This window comes from Streptomyces sp. NK15101, assembly GCF_020400725.1.
Taxonomy (GTDB): domain Bacteria; phylum Actinomycetota; class Actinomycetes; order Streptomycetales; family Streptomycetaceae; genus Streptomyces.
Genome location: NZ_JAINVG010000052.1, coordinates 36,415 through 51,723, shown reverse-complemented (window position 1 = coordinate 51,723; position 15,309 = coordinate 36,415). Strand labels below are relative to the sequence as shown.

Below are 15,309 nucleotides of genomic sequence, written 5' to 3'. Positions count from 1 at the left end.
CCAGCGGGACGACCGCCCACACGGGCGGGGGCGGGGGCGCCATACGGCCCGGCGCGGGCCCCACACGCCGGGCACGAGCCCGCACGGGCGTGAGGCCCCGCCGGTGGGAAGCCCCGCCGGCATGAGGCCCGCCGGCATGAGGCCCCGCCGATGGGAGGCCCTGGCAGCAGGAGGCCCCGCCAACGGGAGGGCTCGTCGGCGGGAGGGCTCGCCGGCGGGAGGCTCTGCCGGCAGGAGGCCCGGCGGCGTGAGGTCCCGTGTCAGCGGAGGCGGCGGAGGAGGCGGCCCGCCCTCGCCTTCTGGGAGTAGACCGCGTCCACGACCCGCCCCACCTCCCGGTGCACCCGCGCCCGCCCGGCCCCATGCACCCGCCGCCCCGCGCCCCGCGCGACGAGTTCCGTCCACAGGGCCTCGTGCCGCGCGGCGATCCGCGACGGGTCGAAGCGCTCGGACGCGGCGAGCGCAGCCCGCCCGGCCTCGGCCCGGAGCTCCTCGTCCTCGACGAACGAGCGCAGCGCCCCCGCGACCGCGGCGACGTCGTCGACCGGCACGAGCCGCCCGTCGACGCCGTCCTCGATGATCTCGCGCGGCCCGTGGGGGCAGTCGGTGGAGACGACCGGCAGTCCGCACCGCATCGCCTCGACGATCGTCATGCCGAAGGACTCGCGCTGTGAGGTCACGGCGGCGATCGAGCCCTTGGCCCACTCGGATTCCATGGGGGTGACCGTCCCCATGAGGAAGACCTGCCCGTCGAGCCCTCGGTCCTTGACCTGCCGGGCCAGTGCGCCCCTGAGGTCCTGGACGGCGTCGCCGGAGCCGTAGATCCGCAGCTTCCAGTCGGGGTGATCGGCCGCCACGTCGGCGAAGGCGTCGATCAGCACGTCGTACCGCTTGACCCGGGTCAGCCGGCCCGCCGCGACGACGGTCCTCGCCGTGGGGTCGGCGGGTGGTACGGAAGGGGCGGGCACGCTGTTGGGCACGGCCTCGATGCGCACGCCGGGCAGCCGGAGCTCGCGGTAGGACCGGGCGTCGGCCTCGGTGACGGTGGTGACGGCGTCGAGGAGCGTGTACTCGTGGGCGATGTCCCGGCGCAGCCGGTAGCTGTGACCGCGCAGTATCAGGTGTTCCTGGCCGACGAGAACCGGCCCCCGCCTCGCCTGCCGGGCGATGTGCACGTTGAGCCCGGGACGGGTGCCGACGAGGACGTCGGTCTCCACCCCGCGCAGGTACTCCCCGATCCGGGCGTCGGTGAGCGCGCTGTACTGCTTCCAGCGGCCGTCGCCGCGCGGGAAGACCTCGGCGGGGCGGTGGAAGTCGGGGTGGTCTCCGTCGTATCCGGGACTGTCCCGGCGCAGGTCGACGAGGTGGCGCAGGGTCACGCCCGCCGGCAGGCCGAGTAGGGGCCGGTCACGGTGGCGGAACACCGAGACGATCTCGACCTCGTGGCGTTCCGCCAGTTCCTCGGCGAGCGTGAACGTCGTCTGGATCGTGCCGCCGTAGTGGTAGCCGTTGTGGAGCAGAAAGGAGATGCGCATCGTACTGCCGGTTCCCCCAGGTCAGTCGGTCAGTCGGTCGGTGCCCGACTGTACTGCCGGTGCGGGGGGACTGTTCACGGCCGGTAGCCGAGCTGGGGGACGGTCGCGCAGTTCCGCGTCATCTCGCCCTGGCTCACCCAGCCCCGCCCGTCCTGCCAACGGGCCACGGACAGACAGGTGTTCCGGGTGGCGGGTGGCCGCGCCAGGTGCTCGAACCGTACGGGGAGCAGCAGTCCGCGCGCGGTGTACGGTTCCGGACGGTTCATGAACTCCTCGACGCAGCCGCGGGTGAGCGCGCCCCGGGCGAGGCAGGAGCGGGCCGCGTCGGTGAACCACATCGCCGCCGCCCAGCCTTCCAGCTGCCACTGCGACAGGGGACGGTCGCCCATGGCCGCACGGAAGGCGCGGACCTCGGGATGTCCGGTGTCCTGGTGGTTGCGGCTGGAGCCCGTCACCCACAGCGAGGCCCGGCAGCCGGGGGCCCGGGCGTAGTCGCGGGAGACGGCGGAGGACCAGTTCTGCACGTTGGTCACCTTGGCGGCGACACGGACCCCGAGCGTCTCCATCGCCTCGCACAGGCGCACGTTGCCGTGGGTGTCCATCGCGTCGAAGAGGAGGTCGGCGTGCTCGGCCCGCAGATCGGCGGCGACCGCGCGGAAGTTGGGGAGGGCGAAGTCGACCTGTTCCTCGACGACGCGGTAGCCCTCGGCGCGCAGTCCCCGGACGACCAGGCGGGCGTAGGCGGCGGAGGCGGCCTGGTTGTAGGAGACGACGGCGGCGGTCCGCGCGCCCCGTTCCTTCCGGAACCAGCGGTAGACCTCGGTCCCGCCGTACAGCGTGCCGCCCCAGCCCGGTTCGCGGCCGGTGCGCGGGGCGGAACTGCCGTAGATGCCGTAGAGGTGCGGGTAGGTCTCGTAGGCGGGGGTGAGCGGCTGGCCGCCGATGTCGGGGACCCCGGCCCGGGCGACGAGGGGGGCGCCCGCGTAGTTCAGGGCGGTGGTGGCGACGAGGGCGAAGACGCCGCGCTCGTCGATCAGCCGGTGCACGCACGCGTTGTCGCCGACGCCGCTGCCGCCGTCGTCGCAGGTCTCGACCTCGACGCGGCGCCCGTCGAGGCCTCCGCGCGCGTTGAGGGCGTCGAACCAGGCGCGGGCCCCGTCGCGCGGGCCTGTGAAGGCCTGCCCGCCGACGGGGCTGGTGGCACTGGTGATGATCCCGACGCGGAGCGGCTCACCGCCGGAGGGGTCGGCGGTGGGCCGCGTCTCGAAGACGCGCTCCGGGAGCCGGCTGCCGCACGCCGCGAGGAGGGCGAGGAGCACGGCCAGGAGCAGTGCCCCGACCGCCTCAACAGCCCGGGACGGCGACACCGCTCAACTCGACCAGGCCGCACAGGGTCTTCACGGAGACCTTCCAGGTGTCGCCCTGGAGGACGGAGGTGCCTTTCGAGTCGGGCAGGGCGGGGTTGCCGCCGACGAGCAGGTCGTAGGTCACGTTCGCCCCGTCGGGCGAGGTGAAGTCGATGCCCTTGACCTCGGCCGTCGTCGCCGCCGCGTTCTTGTCACCGGCGAAGGCCGCGAGGACGGGTGCCATCTGTTCGCCGTTCTCCAGCAGTCTGGTCTTCTCGGCCGTCGGGGTCTTCGGATCGAAGAAGGCCGTCCAGTTCTTGGTGATCTCGGCCCGTGCCGCTGCGGGGTCGTCCGGCTGGACGGCGCCACCGGGGGGCTGGCCCGTCATCCCGGGCGGCGCGGTCGTGGTGGACCGGTCCCCGGAGGAGCCACCGTCGTCCGAGCAGCTCGCGACGGCGGGGGTCAGGACCAGGACCGCGGCGGCCGCGAGCGCCGCCCCACGTCGCTTGAGAACCATGTGGCTCACCACCGGGTGTCCGTGCAGGCCGGGCGGCCTGATGATTCCAGGGTGGGACGGTTCAGGGCATAGTGCAAGGAAGAGGACATCCCGCAAGGGGGTGCCGCAGGGAGGCCGCGATGGCGCCGACATCCCGGATCCTGCTCTGGAGCGGTCTCGCGGCCGCCGCCGGGGGCGCGGTGCTCTGCGCGCTCGGCTGGTACGGGATCTCCGGCGAGCGCTTCGCGGAGCGCCAGCTGCCCTATCTGGCCTCGTGCACGGTGCCGGGGGCCGCGCTCCTCGTGGCGGGCGCGGTCCTCGCCGGTGCGGCGGCGCTGCTTCCCGTACGCCCTCCGCGGCCACGCCTCCCCGGCCCGCAGGAGCCTCCCCCGCCGTCCTCGGACGGTCCTCTCCTGCGGGTTCCGGCCGGGACCCTCGCGCACCGCCCGGACTGCCCGCTGGTGGCGGGCAAGGCGGAGGCCGTGGAGGCGGGGGACGCGGAGCTCGCCCCCTGCCCGGTGTGTGAGCCGTGGCCTCCCTGACGTACGAGCTGACGCTCGCCGGCCTCGCGGTCGGCAGCGCCGCCGCGCTCACCGGCATCGGACTGGTCGTCACCCACCGGGCGACGGGGGTGCTGAACCTCGCGCACGGGGCCGTCGCCATGGTCTGCGCGTACGTGCTCCGCCAGCTGGTGGTCGAGTGGGGCTGGCCGCTGCCCCTGGGCGCCCTGGTCACGCTCCTCCTCGTCGCCCCCGCCCTCGGCCTGGTCCTCGACCGGGGCGTCTTCCGCCCCCTGGCGCTGCTCGGCTCCCATCCGGCGCAGACCCTGGTGGCGACGATCGGCGTCTTCGTCCTCCTGGTGGGCGGAGCGGTGCTGCTGTGGGGCCCCGGGGCCCGGGACGACGCGCCCGTGCTGCTCGGCGACGATCCGTGGGCGCAGCTCGCGGCGGTGGTCGCGCTGGCCTGTCTGGTGGGGGCGGTGACCCGGTGGACGCGGTTCGGCCGGGAGCTGCGGGCGGTCGTGGACAACCGCCCGCTCGCCGTCCTGGCGGGCATCGACGCGGACCGGGTCGCGGCGGCGGGCTGGGCGTTCGGCTCGTTCACGGCCGGCCTCACGGGCGTGCTGCTCGCCCCGTACGTACGGCTCGACCCGTACGGGATGCCGCTGCTCGTCGTCGAGGTGATCGCGGTCGCGGTGATCGCCCGGATGCGGTCGCTGCCGGTGGCCGTGGCCGCCGCGCTCGCCATCGGCGTCGCCCAGGCGCAGCTGACCCGGCTGCACCCGGAGGGCTGGGCGGGCCCCCTCCTCCAGGCCGTCGGGGCGAACCTGTTCGTGGTGGCGCTCCTGGTGGCGGCGCTCGTCCTGCCGGGCGTGGGCGGCAAGGGCGAGGACGCCCTGCCGCCGCCGGCACGGCCCGCCCGCGTACCGACGGCCCTGTGGCCGGCGGCCGGCGTCCTGTTCCTCCTCCCGCTCGGTCTCGCGGGCTCCGACCTGCACACGGCGGTCCAGGTCCCCGCGCTCGCCGTGATCCTCCTGTCGCTGGTCGTGGTGGCGGGCCGCGGCGGCCAGATCGCGCTGGGCCAGGCGGCGTACGCGGGCCTGGGCGCCCTCTTCACGGCGCTGCTCGCGGCCGGCGGGGTGCCCACGCTTCCGGCCCTCGGGCTCGCGGTGCCGATGGTGGCGGTGGCGGGCCTGGTGACGGCCCGGCCGGCGATCCGGCGGCACGGCCTGGCCCTCGCCCTGGCGACGCTGGCCGTGGGGGTGGCGGTGAGCCGCTTCGTCCTCACCCAGCCGTACGCGACGGCCGGCCTGGCCCTCGGCCGCCCGGCGGGCTTCTCCGACGACCGCGCCTTCTACGCCCTGGAGCTCGTCGTCCTGGCCGGCTGCCTCGCCCTGGTGGCGGCCCTCCGCCGGGGCCGCACGGGCCGCGCGCTCGCCGCCCTGCGGGACCACGAGCCGGGCGCCGAGGCGGCGGGCGTCCCGGTGCCCCGCCTCAAGCTCCTCGCCTTCGTCCTGGGCGCGGCCCTGGCGGCCCTCGGCGGCGGGCTCCTCGGCATGGGCCTGCGCGCCTTCGACCCCGAGCAGTACGACCCGGTGCGCGGCCTGCTCTGGTTCGCCGCCGTCCTGGTCCTGGGCGCCGACAGCCTCCTGACCCCGCTGGCCGCGGCGGCCTGCCTCACTGCCCTGGACGCGGGACCCCAGGCGGGCACGGCGGCAGCCCTGACAGGCCTCCTGGCAGCGCTGACGGGCCGCATCCCGCCCCTGCTGACGCTGCTCCCGGACCCGAGACGCCCCGAGCCCCACGCCCCACCGGCCACCACGGGCCCGGACGGCCCTCCCGTCGCCGCCCCGGGCAGGTCTCCCGTCGCCGCTCCGGGCGGGTCACCCGTCGCCGCTCCGGGCGGGTCCTCCAGCGGCGTCCCGACCGGGCCCCTCGGCACCGGCCCGGCCGGAGGCCGGCCGCACGCCCACGGCCCGCCGGCCGCCGCCGGAGCCCCGCACCGCCCCGCACCGCCCCGCGAGGGGCTCCGCGCGCACGACCTCACCCTCACCTATCCCGGAGGCGTCACCGCCCTCTCCCACGTCACCCTCGTCCTCTCCCCCGCCCGCGTCACCGCCCTCGTCGGCCCCAACGGCGCGGGCAAGAGCACCCTGTTCGACTGTCTCGCCGGGACCCTCCGCCCCCGCCGGGGCCAGGGGCGGATCACGCTCGACGGCACCGACATCACCGCCCGGTCCGCCCACGCCCGGGCCCGTCTCGGCATCGCCCGGACCTTCCAGCGGCTCGCCGTGTTCCCGTCGCTCACGGTCGAGGAGAACGTCCGCCTCGGCCAGGAGCAGGGCGAGGGGCGCGGGGACCCGGCCGCCGTGGAGCGGAACCTGCGGCTGCTCGGGCTGGCCGGGCCCGTACGGCACCGGGCGGCGGCGGACCTGCCCACCGGAACGCTGCGCCGGGTCGAGCTGGCCCGCGCCCTGGCCGGGCGCCCGCACACACTGCTCCTCGACGAGCCGGCCGCCGGGCTCGACGCCGCCGAGACCGCCGCGCTCGCCCGGATCCTGGCCGCGCTCGCGGCGGACGGCCTGACCGTCCTCGTCGTCGAGCACGACCCGGACCTGGTCGCCGGGATCGCGCACACGGTGCACACCATGGAGGGGGGCCGGATCCTGTCGTGAGCGTCGAGATCGCCCTGCGCGCCGCCCGGGTCCGCTACGGCCCCCTGGAGGCCCTGCACGGTCTCGACCTGCCCGTGCCCGCCGGGACGGTGACGGTCCTTCTGGGCCGCAACGGCGCGGGCCGGACGACCGCCCTGCGCGCCCTGGCCGGCACGGTGGGGCTCGCGGCGGGCCGGGTGGAGTGGCGCGGGGCCGACGTCTCCCGCCTCCCGGCGCACGAACGGGCGCGCCGCGGGCTGTGCTTCGTACCGGACCTGCGGGCGGTGTACGCGGGCCTCACCGTCGCCGAGAACCTCGCGCTCGCCGCGCCCGGGGCCGAAGCACCCGACGCCACCGCCCCGTACCCGGAACTGGCCCCCCTCCTCCCCAGGACGGCCGGGACGCTCTCCGGCGGGGAGCGCCGGATGCTGGCGCTCTCCCGCGCGTTCCTCGCACGCGCGCGCGTGGTGCTGGTCGACGAGCCGGCGCTCGGCATGGCCCCGCCGGTCGCGGCCCGTACCTACCGGATGCTCGCGGAGCTCGCCGTGGCGGGCGGGGCGGCCGTGGTCCTGGCCGAGCAGCGGGTACCGGACGGACTGCCGCCCGGCTCGCTCGTGCACGAACTGCGGCGCGGCTCCCGCGCGTCGAGCGGGGAGCCGGCCGAGTACCGCTGAGGCCCCCGGGTCTCAGAGGGGGGCGATCCGCAGCATGGTGCCGACGACGATCCGGTTCGGATCGGGCCCGATCAGGCTCCGGTTCGCCGCGTACAGCGCCTGCCAGCCGCCCCTGAGGGCGAAGCGGCGGGCGATCGAGCCGAGCGTGTCGCCGGACTGGACGGTGTGGACGCGCCCGGAGAGGCCGTACCGCTTGGAGCAGACGGGCCAGGCACCCCACCCCTGGGTGCGCAGCACCTCCTCGGCGACGGTGATCTGCTGCTGCCGGGTCGCCAGGTCGGCGCGCCGGGCGTACTTCTGTCCGCCGTGCTCGACCCAGGTGGGATGCCAGAACTGGAGCCCGCCGTAGAAGCCGTTGCCGGTGTTGACGTGCCAGCGGCCGCTGCTCTCGCACTCGGCGACGCAGCCCCACGGCCACTGGTCCTTCGCGCAGGCGTACGAGGGCACGGAGGCGGCCTCCCGGAGCACCTCCGAGACGCCCAGGAGCACGGCGGAGGCCTCCCGCACGCCCCGCACGCCGACGGCCACGTCCTCCAGGGCTCCGGGCACGTCCCGCGCCCCCGCGACCTGGCCCGGGACGGGCCCGGCGGGCGTGTCCCGGGCCTGGGCGGGCGCCGGAGCCAGGGTCAGGAGCGCGGCCGCGGACGCCGCCACGAGGGAACCCGCCGTCCAAAATCGGATCTTCGACATCGGGGAAGGCTAGGCAGCCCCCCGCCACCGCCGGCCCGTGCCGCGCGGAACACTGTTCACACCCCACCCGGTCGGAGTCACGGCCCCGGACGTCCGCGAACGCCCCCGGAGGGCCGGGGGCGCACGCGCCACCGGCAAGTTGCCTCGCTTCCGCGCGTGACCCCGGCCGAGGCTGACCCGTTGAACTCGGCATGAGACGCCCGGGAACGGCCCGGCGTCCCCGTACCGAGTCCAGGGAGCCCCCCGTGCCGCGCATGCTCGACGTCAGCGAGGACGTACGCGCCGAGATCGGCGACGAAGAAGCGGACCGGCTGCTGGCCGGCGACAACGCCCCGGGCAGCTACGACTGCACCTCCTGCCGCACGCCGGGAGACTCCGACCAGGAGCGCACCAGCACGGTGCTGTTCGTGGGCGAGGAGACCGCGGTCCTCGCCTTCGCCCACGCCAGCTGCATCCCGTCGCAGGTCGTCCGGGTCGCCGAGGAGCAGCTCCAAGGCGCCGTCGCCTCCATCACGGCCTCCGACGCCGCCGACGCGCTCTCCGCCTCCCACCCCGAGCAGGCCGTGCTCGGGGTCACCAGCGGTCTCGTCCTGATCGAGGGCGAGCTGCACCCGGCGCTCGTCGTGGAGCCGACCGCGCCGGTGGCCCGTCCCGGTTCGGACGGCCTCACCGACGAGTTCCTGTCGCTCCTGGCCGAGCAGGGCTTCCAGCCGGTCGTGGACCTGGGCGAGAAGCCGGCGATGCTGCCGGGCTGGTCGGTCCTGGTCGCCATGGGCCAGCTGCACTCCGTGCTCCAGCCGGGGCCGGGCGGTGCCGGTCAGGCCGCCTGGTGGCAGGCGCACCAGCCGCTCCAGGTCACCGAGGGCTGGCGCGCGGCGGCCAACAAGTCGCACACGGTCCTGGTCTTCGCCGCCCCGGTGGGCTCGATCGGCCAGCAGCCGCGCGAGGACCTGCTGCGCGACGCCCTGGAGAAGGCCGCCGCGAACGGCCGTCTGGTGGCCGCCGCGATGCCCCTGGCCGGCACCTGATGGAAGACGGCCGACCGGGCATAGGGCGGGCGCGGCGCCCGGGGGCGGGCGTGCCGACCGTGCCGCGTCCCCGGGCCGCTCCTCTTTCGGAGAGCCGCCCGCATCCGACGGACGGCGGTCTCGTTGGCACCTATGTGCACCCATACGACCCCTTCCCCCAGCCGTATCCGAGCCAGATCCCCGCGATGCGTCCCGCGCGGGACGTCACGGCGGGCCCTTCGCCGACGCCGATCTACGACGCCCTGTACTCGGAGTACCGCAGGTCGTTCCGTACGCTGCCGGGCGACCGCAGCGGCGAGGAGGAGCTGAGCTTCCGGGCCTTCGGCACGGTCCTGAGCACGGGCAGGCACGGGCACGCGACGGGGTATCCGACGGCGTGGTCGGGGCAGCAGCACCCCCACACCCAGGCGGCGCTGCCACCGGGACCCCGCAGAGGCCTCTAGCCCGCAGAGGCCTCCCGTACGGAAGCGGGCAGGACGGCAGGACGAACGGCCGAGGGCCGGGGCGCATCGCCCCGGCCCTCGGCCGTGTGTCACCGCGCGGGTGCGCGGGCGCTACTTCTTGCGGCCGCGCTTCTCGCGCACCCGGACCGAGATGTGGATCGGGGTGCCCTCGAAGCCGAACTCCTCGCGCAGCCGGCGCTCGATGAAGCGGCGGTAGCCGGCCTCCAGGAAGCCGGAGGCGAAGAGCACGAAGCGGGGCGGCTTGGTGCCGGCCTGCGTGCCGAAGAGGATGCGGGGCTGCTTGCCGCCGCGGACCGGGTGCGGGTGGGAGGCGACGATCTCGCCCAGGAAGGCGTTGAGCCGGCCGGTGGGGACGCGGGTCTCCCAGCCGGCGAGGGCGGTCTCGATGGCCGGGACCAGCTTCTCCATGTGACGGCCGGTCTTGGCGGAGACGTTGACCCGGGGCGCCCAGGCGACCTGCTGCATCTCGGTCTCGATCTCGCGCTCGAGGTAGTAGCGGCGCTCCTCGTCGAGCTCGTCCCACTTGTTGTAGGCGATGACGATGGCGCGGCCCGACTCGACCGCCATCGTGATGATGCGCTGGTCCTGGACCGAGATGTTGTCGGTGGTGTCGATGAGGATGACGGCCACCTCCGCCTTCTCGACGGCGGCCGCGGTCCGCAGGGAGGCGTAGTAGTCCGCGCCCTCCTGGAGGTGGACCTTCTTGCGGATGCCGGCGGTGTCGACGAACTTCCACGTCACGCCGCCGAGCTCGATGAGCTCGTCGACCGGGTCGCGGGTGGTGCCGGCCAGCTCGTTGACGACGACCCGGTCCTCGCCCGCCACCTTGTTGAGCAGGGAGGACTTGCCGACGTTCGGGCGGCCGATGAGGGCGATGCGGCGGGGGCCGCCGACCGCGTTGCCGAAGCGCTGCTCGGGGGCCTCGGGCAGCTTCTTCAGGACCTCGTCGAGGAGGTCGCCGGTGCCGCGGCCGTGCAGCGAGGAGACGGGGAACGGCTCGCCGAGGCCCAGGGACCAGAGCATGGCCGCGTCGGCCTCGCCGGACTGGCCGTCGACCTTGTTCGCGGCGAGGACGACCGGCTTCCCCGCGCGGCGGAGCAGCTTGACGACGGCCTCGTCGGTGTCGGTGGCGCCGACGGTGGCGTCCACGACGAAGAGACAGGCGTCGGCGGCCTCGATGGCGTACTCGGCCTGGGCGGCGACGGAGGCGTCGATGCCGAGGACGTCCTGCTCCCAGCCGCCGGTGTCGACGACCTTGAAGCGGCGGCCGGCCCACTCGGCCTCGTAGGTGACGCGGTCGCGGGTGACGCCCGGCTTGTCCTCGACGACGGCCTCGCGGCGGCCGATGATGCGGTTCACCAGGGTCGACTTGCCGACGTTCGGGCGGCCGACGACGGCGAGGACGGGGAGCGGGCCGTGGCCGGCCTCCTCGATCGCGCCCTCGACGTCCTCGACGTCGAAGCCCTCTTCCGCGGCGAGCTCCATGAACTCCGCGTACTCGGCGTCGCCAAGTGCCCCGTGGTCGTGCTGGTCGTTCATGAAGTCCGTTCCTTGATCATTCGTGGTCGGTGGTCCCGGACGGCCGGAGCCGTGGGGGCCACTACTGAGAGTGTCGCTCAGCGCCCGGTGAGGCGCCTGGCGTTTTCCAGGTGGGCGGTGAGCTTCCCCTGGATCCGTACGGTGGCCTCGTCGAGCGCCTTGCGGGTGCGGCGGCCGGAGCCGTCCCCCGCCTCGAAGGCGTCGCCGAAGACGACGTCGACGCGGCCGCGCAGCGGAGGCAGTGCCTTGACCAACCGTCCGCGGCGCTCGGTGCTTCCCAGCACGGCGACCGGGACGATCGGCGCGCCGCTGCGGACGGCGAAGTACGCCAGGCCCGCGCGCAGCGAGGCGAAGTCGCCGTCGCCCCGGGTGCCCTCGGGGAAGATCCCGAGGACGCCGCCCTGCTCCAGGACGCCCAGGGCGTCGCCGATCGCCCTGCGGTCGGTCGAGTCCCGGTCCACCTTCAGCTGCCCGATGCCCTCCAGGAAGCTGCCGAGCGGTCCGACGAACGCCTCCTTCTTGATGAGGAAGTGCACGGGACGCGGGGCGGTGCCCATGAGCATGGGGCCGTCGATGTTGTGCGCGTGGTTGACGGCGAGGATGACGGGGCCGGCGGCCGGCACCCGCCAGGCGCCGAGGACGCGCGGCTTCCAGAGGCCGTACATCAGCCCGATGCCGATGCGACGGCCGACGGCGGCGCCCTTCTCGGAGGGCAGGGTCACTTGGCGGCCGCCCGCTTCTCGTCCACCAGGGTGACGACGCACTCGATGACCTGGTCCAGGGTGAGGTCGGTGGTGTCGACCTCGACGGCGTCGTCGGCCTTGGCGAGCGGGGAGGTCTTCCGGCTGGAGTCGGCCGCGTCCCGCTTGATCAGTGCCTCCTTCGTCGTGTGCACGTCGGCGCCCTTGAGCTCGCCGGAGCGGCGGGCGGCACGGGCCTCGGGCGAGGCCGTGAGGAAGATCTTCAGGTCGGCGTCGGGCAGGACGGTGGTGCCGATGTCCCGGCCCTCGACGACGATGCCGGTCCCGGCGCTGCGGGCGATGGACCGCTGGAGCTCCGTGATCAGGCTCCGCACCTCGGGGACGGCGCTGACGGCGCTGACCTTGGAGGTGACCTCCTCGGTGCGGATGGGTCCGGAGGCGTCGGCGCCGTCGACGGTGATGGTGGGGCGGGCCGGGTCGGTGCCGGAGACGATGACGGGCTTCGACGCGGCGTTCGCGACGGCCTCGGCGTCGGTGACGTCGACGCCGTTGCTGATCATCCACCAGGTGATCGCCCGGTACTGGGCGCCGGTGTCGAGGTAGCTCAGCCCCAGCTTGGCGGCGACCGCCTTCGAGGTGCTGGACTTGCCCGTGCCGGAGGGCCCGTCGATGGCGACGATCACGGATTCCACGGTGGGAACACCTTCCTGGGGTGAACGGTTAGGGCCCGGCGGTTTGCGGGGGACCCCCACAAGGTTACCGAGTCCCGGGCCCCCGTTCGGCCCAGCCCGTACGGCCCCTGTCCGCGCGGGCCGCGGCTCGCCGGGCCGGTGCCCACCCGCCCGTGTGGGCCACGCCCGCCTGGGCGGCGCCCCGCCCCACCCGCCGCGTTCCGCGCCCGGACCCGCACCAGGTGTGAGCTGTGCACGGGGTGCGGGTCCAGGCCCAGGAGCCTCGGGCGCCGGCAAGGGGCGCCGTTCCGTTGTGCCCACCCGTTCCGCCCCTTGCGGAACGCCTGCCCACAACGGTGGGGGTGGGCGCCGGCCCGGCGGAACGGCCGCCCACAACGGCGGGGCGCGTCAGCTCGTGCGCAGGGCCCAGCCGCGTTCCCGGAGCGCCGCCCCCAGCACCGGCGCCGCCGAGGGTTCGACCATCAGCTGCACCAGACCCGCCTGCTGGCCGGTCGCGTGCTCGATGCGGACGTCCTCGATGTTGACGCCCGCGCGCCCCGCGTCGGCGAAGATGCGGGCGAGCTCGCCCGGCTGGTCGCTGATGAGGACGGCGACGGTCTCGTAGACGGCCGGGGCGGCACCGTGCTTGCCGGGGACGCGGGCGCGCCCGGCGTTGCCGCGGCGCAGGACGTCCTCGACACCGGAGGCGCCGTCCCGTCGCTCGTCCTCGTCGGCGGACTGCAGGGACCGCAGGGCGCGGACGGTCTCGTCGAGGTCGGCGGCGACGCCGGAGAGGACGTCGGCGACGGGCCCGGGGTTGGCGGAGAGGATCTCGACCCACATGCGCGGGTCGGAGGCGGCGATGCGGGTGACGTCGCGGATGCCCTGCCCGCAGAGGCGTACGGCGGACTCGTCGGCCTCCTCCAGGCGGGCGGCGACCATGGAGGACACCAGCTGCGGGGTGTGGGAGACGAGGGCGACGGCCCGGTCGTGGGCGTCGGCGTCCATGACGACGGGGACGGCCCGGCAGAGGGCGACGAGCTCCAGGGCGAGGTTGAGGACCTCGGTGTCGGTGTCCCGGGTCGGGGTGAGGACCCAGGGCCGGCCCTCGAAGAGGTCGGCGGTGGCGGCGAGCGGGCCCGACCGCTCCTTGCCGGACATGGGGTGGGTGCCGATGTACGCCGTGAGGTCGAGGCCCAGCGCCTCCAGCTCCCGCTTCGGACTGCCCTTGACGCTCGCCACGTCGAGGTAGCCGCGGGCCAGGCCGGCCGTCATGGCCTCGGCGAGGGTGGCGGCCACGTGCGCGGGGGGTACGGCGACGATGGCGAGGTCCACGGGGCCTTCGGGCTCCTCGTCGGTGCCCGCGCCGAGCGCGGCGGCCGTGCGGGCGCGCGCCGGGTCGTGGTCGCGCAGGTGGACCGTGACGCCCCGGCCCGCGAGGGCGATGGCGGCGGAGGTGCCGATCAGGCCGGTACCGATGACGAGCGCTGTTCTCACTGGGCGATGTCCTTGCGCAGGGCGGCCGCGGCACCGAGGTAGACGTGCGCGATCCGGGTCTTGGGCAGTTCGGTCTCGACGTGGGCGAGGAGCCGGACGACCCTCGGCATCGCGCCCTCGATGTCGAGTTCCTGTGCGCAGATCAGGGGGACGTCGACGATCCCGATGTGACGGGCCGCGACGGCGGGGAAGTCGCTGTGCAGATCGGGCGTGGCGGTGAACCAGATGCTGATGAGGTCGTCGGTGGTGAGCCCGTTGCGCTCGAGGACGGCGGTGAGCAGCTCCTCGACCTGCTCGCGCATGTGTCCGGCCTCGTCCCGTTCCAGCTGGACGGCTCCTCGGACCGCTCGTACCGCCACGTCGTGCTCCTTAGCCTGCGTCAGTGCTCCGTTCAGCCTAGTCAGCGGCGGGGGCGCCGCGCCGCGCCGCCCGCCCTCCGAGACGGACGGGACGGACGGGACGGGCGGGACGGGCGGGAGGGGCGGGACGGCGGCCGGCGTCGGACGCGCTCAGAGCCGCTGCTGCCGGATGATCTCCTCCAGGGAGGCGCCCTCGGGCAGCGAGCCGTTCGGGGTCAGCCTGTCGACGGCCTGCGGCAGGGACCGGGCGATCTCGTCGGCGGCCTCCTGGGGGCTGACGCCGGCGTCCGCCGCGACCTTCCGGAGGGTGTCGTCGGGGAGGGCCCCGGCGATCTGGGCGCCGCTGACGGCCTGGTTCTCGCCGGTGCCGATCCAGGACCGGGCCTGGTCGGTGGGGCCGGACCTGATCAGCATGTCGAGGAGGCCGCCGAGCGGGTTCGAGCCGTTCGCGCCGGTGCCGCCGCCCTTGCCTCCCGCGAGGGCCCCGAGGAGGCCGCCGAGGTCGTCGCCCGCCATGGTCCTGCCTTTCGTACCGGTACGGAACAGGCCCGATGTCACCCGGGCCGGGGTGCTCCGCCACTCGGCGTACACGGCGGGCGGGGCGGCCGTGCGGGGGAGCCGGGCGCCGCGCGCAGGCGTGTTGCGGGCCCCGGGGGCGGGGCGCGCGGCCAAGCTGGCGGCATGACCTCACGCCCCACCACACGCCGTACCGTCCTGTTCGCCGCAGCGGCCCTGACGACGGGCTGCGGCTCGGACGACGGGGGTGCCGACGGTACGAACACGAGCGCGCCGGCCGCCACCGAAGCGTCCCCGACCGCCGGCGAAGCGTCCCCGACCGCCCCGGCCTCCACGGCCGCTCCGAGCGGCGGAGCCCCGCTGGCCAGGACCTCCCAGATCCCGGTGGGCGGCGGCATGGTCTTCCCGAAGGAGAAGGTGGTCGTGACCCAGCCCACGGCGGGCGAGTTCAAGGCGTTCTCCGCGGTCTGCACGCATCAGGGCTGCACGGTGAACAAGGTCGCGGACGGCACGATCGACTGCCCCTGCCACGGCTCCAGGTTCCGCGTCGCCGACGGCTCGGTGGCGGCGGGCCCGGCGCCCAGACCGCTGCCGGCCGAGCAGATTATTGTCTCGGGAGAAACGATCACCCTCGCGTAA

General features: G+C 75.2%; 16 protein-coding genes. 6 read left to right on the top strand and 10 right to left on the bottom strand.

The features are described from left to right. Positions 1 to 260 precede the first annotated feature (260 nt). The 3 genes from K7G60_RS25295 to K7G60_RS25285 all read right to left on the bottom strand — a co-directional run bounded on the left by K7G60_RS25295 (position 261) and on the right by K7G60_RS25285 (position 3,398). Entirely contained in the window at positions 261 to 1,535 is a 1,275-nt protein-coding gene (locus K7G60_RS25295) for a glycosyltransferase family 4 protein (RefSeq protein ID WP_225803236.1), read from the bottom strand. A gap of 74 nt (positions 1,536 to 1,609) precedes the next feature. Next, the gene (locus K7G60_RS25290; protein ID WP_225803235.1) at positions 1,610 to 2,902 is read right to left on the bottom strand and encodes an ABC transporter substrate-binding protein; all 1,293 of its coding nucleotides are present in this window, start codon (positions 2,900 to 2,902) and stop codon (positions 1,610 to 1,612) included. Next, positions 2,880 to 3,398: a hypothetical protein gene (locus K7G60_RS25285; RefSeq protein ID WP_225803234.1), complete on the bottom strand. Its 519-nt coding sequence runs from the start codon at positions 3,396 to 3,398 to the stop codon at positions 2,880 to 2,882. Before K7G60_RS25285 ends, K7G60_RS25290 begins: the two co-directional genes overlap by 23 nt. Before the next feature lie 119 nt (positions 3,399 to 3,517). Between K7G60_RS25285 and K7G60_RS25280 the strand changes: the two genes are divergently transcribed. Genes K7G60_RS25280 through K7G60_RS25270 form a run of 3 tightly spaced genes read left to right on the top strand, consistent with a single transcriptional unit; the run spans position 3,518 to position 7,205 of the window. Continuing rightward, positions 3,518 to 3,919, top strand: a complete 402-nt coding sequence (locus tag K7G60_RS25280; RefSeq protein WP_225803233.1) for a hypothetical protein — start codon at positions 3,518 to 3,520, stop codon at positions 3,917 to 3,919. Continuing rightward, positions 3,907 to 6,552: an ATP-binding cassette domain-containing protein gene (locus K7G60_RS25275; RefSeq protein ID WP_225803232.1), complete on the top strand. Its 2,646-nt coding sequence runs from the start codon at positions 3,907 to 3,909 to the stop codon at positions 6,550 to 6,552. The genes K7G60_RS25280 and K7G60_RS25275 overlap by 13 nt, the downstream gene beginning before the upstream one ends. Beyond that, on the top strand, positions 6,549 to 7,205 hold the full coding sequence (locus K7G60_RS25270; RefSeq protein ID WP_225803231.1) for an ATP-binding cassette domain-containing protein: 657 nt from the start codon (positions 6,549 to 6,551) through the stop codon (positions 7,203 to 7,205). Before K7G60_RS25275 ends, K7G60_RS25270 begins: the two co-directional genes overlap by 4 nt. Before the next feature lie 12 nt (positions 7,206 to 7,217). On the opposite strand, the gene K7G60_RS25265 is transcribed toward K7G60_RS25270, so the two are convergent. Further along, positions 7,218 to 7,895, bottom strand: coding sequence for a transglycosylase family protein (locus K7G60_RS25265; RefSeq protein WP_225803230.1), 678 nt, complete (start codon positions 7,893 to 7,895; stop codon positions 7,218 to 7,220). A 245-nt stretch (positions 7,896 to 8,140) separates the two neighbouring features. Here K7G60_RS25265 and K7G60_RS25260 point away from each other — a divergent pair, with 245 nt between their 5' ends. Continuing rightward, complete coding sequence (locus K7G60_RS25260) at positions 8,141 to 8,923, top strand: hypothetical protein (protein ID WP_225803229.1); 783 nt, start codon at positions 8,141 to 8,143, stop codon at positions 8,921 to 8,923. Between the two features lie 185 nt (positions 8,924 to 9,108). Then, positions 9,109 to 9,366, top strand: coding sequence for a hypothetical protein (locus K7G60_RS25255; protein WP_263986300.1), 258 nt, complete (start codon positions 9,109 to 9,111; stop codon positions 9,364 to 9,366). A gap of 111 nt (positions 9,367 to 9,477) precedes the next feature. Here K7G60_RS25255 and der read toward each other — a convergent pair whose 3' ends face one another. The 6 genes from der to K7G60_RS25225 all read right to left on the bottom strand — a co-directional run bounded on the left by der (position 9,478) and on the right by K7G60_RS25225 (position 14,826). Then, positions 9,478 to 10,926 (bottom strand): ribosome biogenesis GTPase Der, encoded by a 1,449-nt coding sequence (gene der / locus K7G60_RS25250; protein WP_225803227.1) that lies wholly within the window; start codon positions 10,924 to 10,926, stop codon positions 9,478 to 9,480. A 77-nt stretch (positions 10,927 to 11,003) separates the two neighbouring features. Next, the gene (locus K7G60_RS25245) at positions 11,004 to 11,648 is read right to left on the bottom strand and encodes a lysophospholipid acyltransferase family protein (protein WP_374115679.1); all 645 of its coding nucleotides are present in this window, start codon (positions 11,646 to 11,648) and stop codon (positions 11,004 to 11,006) included. Next, positions 11,645 to 12,310 (bottom strand): (d)CMP kinase, encoded by a 666-nt coding sequence (gene cmk, locus K7G60_RS25240; RefSeq protein ID WP_225803241.1) that lies wholly within the window; start codon positions 12,308 to 12,310, stop codon positions 11,645 to 11,647. Before cmk ends, K7G60_RS25245 begins: the two co-directional genes overlap by 4 nt. A 396-nt stretch (positions 12,311 to 12,706) precedes the next feature. After that, positions 12,707 to 13,795 (bottom strand): prephenate dehydrogenase, encoded by a 1,089-nt coding sequence (locus K7G60_RS25235; RefSeq protein WP_225803226.1) that lies wholly within the window; start codon positions 13,793 to 13,795, stop codon positions 12,707 to 12,709. Next, positions 13,792 to 14,154 carry a chorismate mutase gene (gene aroH / locus K7G60_RS25230; protein WP_225803225.1) on the bottom strand — a complete coding sequence of 121 codons (363 nt, stop codon included), beginning with the start codon at positions 14,152 to 14,154 and terminating at the stop codon, positions 13,792 to 13,794. Before aroH ends, K7G60_RS25235 begins: the two co-directional genes overlap by 4 nt. Before the next feature lie 150 nt (positions 14,155 to 14,304). Beyond that, complete coding sequence (locus K7G60_RS25225; protein WP_225803224.1) at positions 14,305 to 14,826, bottom strand: YidB family protein; 522 nt, start codon at positions 14,824 to 14,826, stop codon at positions 14,305 to 14,307. Positions 14,827 to 14,835: 9 nt separating this feature from the next. On the opposite strand from K7G60_RS25225, the gene K7G60_RS25220 reads away from it, so the two are divergent. Next, the gene (locus tag K7G60_RS25220) at positions 14,836 to 15,309 is read left to right on the top strand and encodes a Rieske (2Fe-2S) protein (RefSeq protein WP_225803223.1); all 474 of its coding nucleotides are present in this window, start codon (positions 14,836 to 14,838) and stop codon (positions 15,307 to 15,309) included.

Bases quoted from the DNA above. Each gene is read 5' to 3' on its own strand.
- K7G60_RS25280 (WP_225803233.1), top strand. From the start codon at position 3,518: ATGGCGCCGACATCCCGGATCCTGCTCTGGAGCGGTCTCGCGGCCGCC.
- K7G60_RS25295 (WP_225803236.1), bottom strand. From the start codon at position 1,535: ATGCGCATCTCCTTTCTGCTCCACAACGGCTACCACTACGGCGGCACG.
- K7G60_RS25265 (WP_225803230.1), bottom strand. From the start codon at position 7,895: ATGTCGAAGATCCGATTTTGGACGGCGGGTTCCCTCGTGGCGGCGTCC.
- der (WP_225803227.1), bottom strand. From the start codon at position 10,926: ATGAACGACCAGCACGACCACGGGGCACTTGGCGACGCCGAGTACGCG.
- K7G60_RS25220 (WP_225803223.1), top strand. From the start codon at position 14,836: ATGACCTCACGCCCCACCACACGCCGTACCGTCCTGTTCGCCGCAGCG.
- K7G60_RS25285 (WP_225803234.1), bottom strand. From the start codon at position 3,398: ATGGTTCTCAAGCGACGTGGGGCGGCGCTCGCGGCCGCCGCGGTCCTG.
- K7G60_RS25255 (WP_263986300.1), top strand. From the start codon at position 9,109: ATGCGTCCCGCGCGGGACGTCACGGCGGGCCCTTCGCCGACGCCGATC.